Below are 5,559 nucleotides of genomic sequence, written 5' to 3' on the forward strand. Positions count from 1 at the left end.
AGAAATTATTTAGACCAATTATCAAAAACTTCATTGATGACTTTATTCTCGATAAAAATCATCTGCTACCACAGAGAGTCTATAAATAACAGTGCGTAAGTCCTAAAATAAACGAAACTATTGCTTTTAAATTTCAAAGCGTCATTCAAGTTTTAAATTTACCAAGTCATAGGGAATCTGGCTGAAGGATATTTAAAATAAATGAAACCCTAAAAAATTAGGGTTTCATGCTTAGATAAAATTATTGAAGTATTCAATTAATCTTTAAAATGTACCGGAATCCATTGATAGCTTTTATTGTCTTTAGAATAAATATGTCCAATCCCCGGAAATGGCAAATGTGGTGCTGCTACCGTCTGACCATTTTTCGCATATTCAGCAAAATATTTTAAGCGGGTTTCGATCGCCTTTTTCGGATCGACATCAAAGTCAACGCCGGTCTGTGGGCGATCAAACTGCAGCGTATGTGAGTGCACAATATCTCCAATAAACACCATCTGCTGACCTTTAGATTTTAAGCTAAAACCAAAATGCCCCGGTGTATGTCCAGCCGAACTGATAACATCGAAAGCATGGATTTTATCGCCAGTTTTAAAGGTTTTAAGCTGATTCTTGGCCTGATAGGGTGCAATGGCTTTCTTGATTTTATCGACTGTGCCCAAAAAACCTGCCTGCTTGGCTTTTGGTAATTTGTCTGCTGTTTTAGGATTCATCCAGAAATCCAGTTCAGTTTGAGACACATAAATATTGGCATTGGGAAAATTGGCCACGCCATTATTGCTGATGCCGCATACATGGTCAGGATGCAAATGCGTGAGCAGGATGGCATTGACCTGTTCAGGTTTATGCCCTGAAGCCTGTAAATTGGAATACACTGAACCTAGGTGTGGACCATTACAGCTTGAAGTTCCGCTATCGACCAGAACCAGTTCTTTGGCTGTATTGACCAGAAAGGCATTCACGGATGTCTGGATGCCTTTGGCCTGATCGACGTAGTATTTTTTCAAGATCTGATCGGCTTGGGCTGCTGGAATATCTTTAAATAAGGCTTTGGACAGATAATTGCTACCATCCAGCAGGGCAGTAATCTGGTAATCTCCGAAGTTATGCTGATAATACCCTGGAACCTGTTTTTGTTGTTGGGTGCTAGAAACGGTTTGTGCATGTGTTTGAGAGATACCCGTCATTGAACCTAAAGCAAGCAGTGACATGACGAGAGAAGAGGTGAAGTATTTCATGGCTATTCTTATGTAATTAAAGTCAATTCTATGTATTAGCACGGATGCCAGCAAAAAAGAATATGAATATATTTACCATTTTTTTAAATAGCAATGCCGATTTGGCATCTGTACTAAAAATTAAGTCTGAATCTGTATATTGATTTTTTGAAAGTAAAGAATTTATTTTTGATGAAAATATTATTATAAATAAAATGCTTAGATACATTTCACTTTTTATGAAAAGCTCTTTAACATGGGGTATTACGAACAAGCTTTGGGTGTCGCGATGAGTTTTTGGAAAAGAAAAAACAATGCCAGCTTTGTATTTTTCATTATTACCTTATATTCACTACTGGGCTTTGGACTGGGCTATGTGATTTGGGAATTTGTGTTGCAAGGCTAAGTGACCCAGCAATAAAAAAGCCTCTAGAGATAGAGGCTTTTTTATATTTAAAACTTATTTAGCACATTCAGGCTGAGAACGGTCAATCACTTGAGTGCCTTCTACACGATAGCCAATCTGACCAATAATAAATGCTTGATTAAGCTGAGTAATTACCACATCAGAAAGTGCAACAGCACAACGGTCTTTTTCAATTGCGCGATCTACTGCTGTTTTGAAGTTAGGAATACCAAGTGGGAATAAAATCACAGGAACTTTATCTTCGCCTTTAACGCGTTCACCTTTCACAAACTGGTTTGAGTTTAGGTTGTAGTTTTTAGTAGATGCAACTGTCATGTCAGCCATACGTACTGAACAACCTGTAAATGCAATTGTAGACATCGCTAGAACTGAAACTAATAATTTTTTCATGCTTACCCCGAATAATTATAAAAGAATAAAAAAGCGCATTGATTTTATATTGAAAATATTAAAAATCAAGAAATTAAATTTAACTGATGATATAAAAAAGCCCCTACATACGTAGAGGCTTTCTTTGCTTAAAATGGAAATCTTAAGACACTTTATCACCCGGTTTAGCACCAGATTCAGGTGAAATCACCCAAACACCATCGCCATTACCCGCAGCTAAAACCATACCGTTTGAAATACCAAAACGCATCTTGCGTGGCGCAAGGTTAGCCACCATTACCACCAGTTTGCCTTTTAAGTCTTCAGGTTGGTAGAACTCACGAATACCACTGAACACATTACGTGGCTCAGCTTCACCAACGTTTAAAGTGAGTTGAAGCAGTTTTTCAGAACCTTCAACCGTAGCCGCTTCCAAAACTTCAGCAACACGCAGGTCAACTTTCATAAAATCATCAATATTAATGATTTCAGCTTCACCGACTTTAGGTTCAGCTTTCTTTTCAATCTTCTTCTCTTTTTTCTTCTCAGCTTTTGCTGGTTCAGCAGCAGGAGCAGCTAAAGAATCTTTAGATGCATCCACCATTGCCGCAACAGCTTTTGGATCTACACGTTGCATCAACGGCTGGAACAATGCAATTTCATGACCCACTAGAATTGTTTCGCGAGAAGCAAAATCGAAGCTTTCAAGTTGCAAGAAATCTTGAACCTGTTGAGCCAGTGTCGGCAATACAGGTGCTAAATACACTGCCAATTGACGGAACAGGTTAATACCCACAGAACATACGTCATGAACTTGTTGTTCCTGACCTTCCTGTTTCGCAAGTGCCCAAGGCTTTTTCTCATCGATGTACTGGTTGGCTTTGTCCGCAAGTGCCATGATTTCACGGATCGCTGCCGAGAACTCACGGTCTTCATATGCTTTTGCAATAGAATCACCCGCATCAATAAAGCTTTGCACCAGTTCAGGCTCTGCACATGTTGCACTTAACTTGTTATCAAATTTAGTGTTGATGAATTTTGCACAGCGGCTGGCAATGTTGACGACTTTACCAACCAGGTCGGAGTTCACTTTTTGTACAAAGTCATCCAGGTTCAAGTCCGAATCTTCAACTTTGTCTGAAAGTTTCGACGCGAAGTAATAACGTAGATATTCAGGGTTTAAATGCTCTAAATAGGTTTCCGCTTTAATAAAGGTACCACGAGATTTAGACATCTTCTGACCGTTGACTGTCAGGAAGCCATTTACGAATAAGCCTGATGGCGTACGGTAATTTGCACCTTCCAGCATTGCGGGCCAGAACAGGGCATGGAAATACACGATGTCTTTACCAATGAAGTGATAGACCTCATTTTCAGAATCTTTTTTCCAGTAGTCATCAAAATTCAATTCAGGACGTTTGGTTTTGATGTAGTTTTCAAAGCTCGACATATAACCAATCGGCGCATCCACCCAAACATAGAAATATTTGTTTGGCGCATCTGGAATTTCAAAACCGAAGTATGGCGCATCACGTGAGATGTCCCAGTCGTTCAAGCCATTTTCAAACCATTCGTCCAGCTTGTTGGCAATCGATACCGGCAAGCGACCTTCATCACGAGTCCATTTTTGCAGGTATTCACCAAAATTTGGCAATTTAAAGAAGTAATGATCAGATGATTTTTCGACTGGAGTTGCGCCACTTAAAGTGGAATGCGGATTCAACAACTCTGTCGCATTATAAGTTGCACCGCAGACTTCACATGAGTCGCCGTACTGATCTTCCGCCTTACATTTAGGACAGGTGCCTTTAATGAAACGGTCTGACAGGAACATGCCTTTTTCAGGATCAAAAAGCTGGGTCACCGGACGAACTGCAATATTGCCAGCATCACGGTTTTTCACATAGATTTCTGACGCACGGGCACGGTTGGTATCGCTATGCGTAGAATCATAATGATCGAAATGTACGCCAAAACCGTCAAAGTCACGAATGTGTTCTTTTTGCACATTGGCAATTTGCGCTTCAGGTGAAATGCCATTCGCTTCGGCACGCAGCATGATCGCGGTTCCGTGAGCATCATCCGCACAGACGTAAGTCACATCATGACCCATCGCACGCATGGCACGTACCCAAATATCTGCTTGGATATAGCCAAGTAAGTGACCCATATGAATCGGGCCATTGGCGTAAGGAAGGGCATTGGTGACTAAAATTTTACGCACGGATTCACTCTCTCATTCGTATTCATTATGCAATGGGCCATAATTTTACATGATGCCGAGGGGATTACAAAGAAATGCTTTACGGAAACCCTGCGAATAGATGGACTTGGAAAACCGAATACAAAACCTGCATCGTCCTTAGCATATAGCTTTTCAATACGGATTTGACTCAGCTCATGCTACATTCTGCAAATAATAGCAACAACATGTACAGGCTTTGTTGCAGTTTGCTTACTTCGCCCGATTCGCGTGATGCTTTGTGCTAAAAAATGGCTGATTGTTTATATGATATGCCTAAGGAGGGTACCTCATGACTCAGCAGAACCAAAATAATACGTCGAAGCAAAATCAAGATAAAGAACAACATGCACGCGAATTGAATGATCAACTTGCAAAAGAGCAAAAGCAAAATGAGATAGATAAACAGCATAATCAGGAACATAAGAATGGGCAAAGTGCCCAGACCCATGCTGATCAGAAATCTGATACTCAGCACAACGGCAAAGATACAAATGCTGAGCAATCAGCACAAAAAGACAATTCTCAAGAGAATCAGTCAGATAAAAAAACTGAAAGCTTTAAGATGGATGACTTAAAAGCCAAAGCGATTGCGATCGGTGAGGAACTATTGCAAAAAGGTGAAAAGCTTCTGAATGAGCTAAAACATGGCAAATCTGACCACCAGCAAAATACTGAGCAAGGTTCAGATGATGCGAAAAAGGCCAAAGCAGATCATGCCTCTCAAGATAAATCATCTAACAAGTCAGATAAACAGCATGCTAAAGATGGTCAGACCGATCAGCAGGCAGGTATGGCAAATTTAAAAGATGAAGCCATGCATAAGTTTGAAGATACCAGACAGAAAATCACAGACTTAGTCAGTGAAGCATCGGTTAAGTTCGCTGAGCTGAAACAGATGGCAACTGATACGATGAGTAAAATGAAAGATAACCAAGCGAAGGAAAGTAATTCTGATCAGCAGCAAGATGCCAAAGATACAGATTCAAAGAGCAATTCTCAGTCCAAAAAGGATGAATCGAAACAAGATCAGGATAAAAATAAAAAGGATCAACAGGACAAATCTGAAAACAATAAAAATCATAAATAGTCTGTGATCGTAGAGCCACTTTAATCACAGAGGGTTAAAGTGGCTTAACACGCTCGAGATAAATAAAAAAAATTTATTACATCAAAATAGTCCCATCTCTCTTTTAGACCTCTTGCGAAAGTAAAAACTGCCTCAATATAGATTTCATGAAATATCAGAAATTAAATCGTTTTTCAGATTCTGAATTCCAGCGCTTGGTTGGTGTACCTCGAGC

General features: G+C 39.8%; 5 protein-coding genes. 2 read left to right on the forward strand and 3 right to left on the reverse strand.

The window, feature by feature from the left end; genetic code table 11:
- Positions 1–257 precede the first annotated feature (257 nt).
- A complete protein-coding gene (locus tag WFH18_RS16635) occupies positions 258–1,238 on the reverse strand; it encodes an MBL fold metallo-hydrolase (protein ID WP_005265952.1) in 981 nt (326 codons plus the stop codon).
- Between the two features lie 268 nt (positions 1,239–1,506).
- On the opposite strand from WFH18_RS16635, the gene WFH18_RS16640 reads away from it, so the two are divergent.
- Positions 1,507–1,623, forward strand: a complete 117-nt coding sequence (locus WFH18_RS16640; protein WP_086044934.1) for a hypothetical protein — start codon at positions 1,507–1,509, stop codon at positions 1,621–1,623.
- A gap of 54 nt (positions 1,624–1,677) precedes the next feature.
- On the opposite strand, the gene WFH18_RS16645 is transcribed toward WFH18_RS16640, so the two are convergent.
- Together WFH18_RS16645 and metG are read right to left on the reverse strand one after the other, a co-directional pair.
- Positions 1,678–2,034, reverse strand: coding sequence for a hypothetical protein (locus tag WFH18_RS16645; protein ID WP_004280734.1), 357 nt, complete (start codon positions 2,032–2,034; stop codon positions 1,678–1,680).
- A gap of 142 nt (positions 2,035–2,176) precedes the next feature.
- A complete protein-coding gene (gene metG, locus WFH18_RS16650; RefSeq protein ID WP_004732025.1) occupies positions 2,177–4,237 on the reverse strand; it encodes a methionine--tRNA ligase in 2,061 nt (686 codons plus the stop codon).
- Between the two features lie 310 nt (positions 4,238–4,547).
- Between metG and WFH18_RS16655 the strand changes: the two genes are divergently transcribed.
- The gene (locus WFH18_RS16655) at positions 4,548–5,345 is read left to right on the forward strand and encodes a hypothetical protein (protein ID WP_004732024.1); all 798 of its coding nucleotides are present in this window, start codon (positions 4,548–4,550) and stop codon (positions 5,343–5,345) included.
- The last annotated feature ends 214 nt before the right edge of the window (positions 5,346–5,559 follow it).

Origin of the sequence: Acinetobacter sp. USHLN143 (genome assembly GCF_037145695.1) — a bacterium.
GTDB lineage: Bacteria > Pseudomonadota > Gammaproteobacteria > Pseudomonadales > Moraxellaceae > Acinetobacter > Acinetobacter fasciculus.

Coding starts and splice junctions, on each gene's coding strand:
- WFH18_RS16635 (WP_005265952.1), bottom strand. CDS start 1,238: ATGAAATACTTCACCTCTTCTCTCGTCATGTCACTGCTTGCTTTAGGT.
- WFH18_RS16655 (WP_004732024.1), top strand. CDS start 4,548: ATGACTCAGCAGAACCAAAATAATACGTCGAAGCAAAATCAAGATAAA.
- WFH18_RS16645 (WP_004280734.1), bottom strand. CDS start 2,034: ATGAAAAAATTATTAGTTTCAGTTCTAGCGATGTCTACAATTGCATTT.
- WFH18_RS16640 (WP_086044934.1), top strand. CDS start 1,507: ATGAGTTTTTGGAAAAGAAAAAACAATGCCAGCTTTGTATTTTTCATT.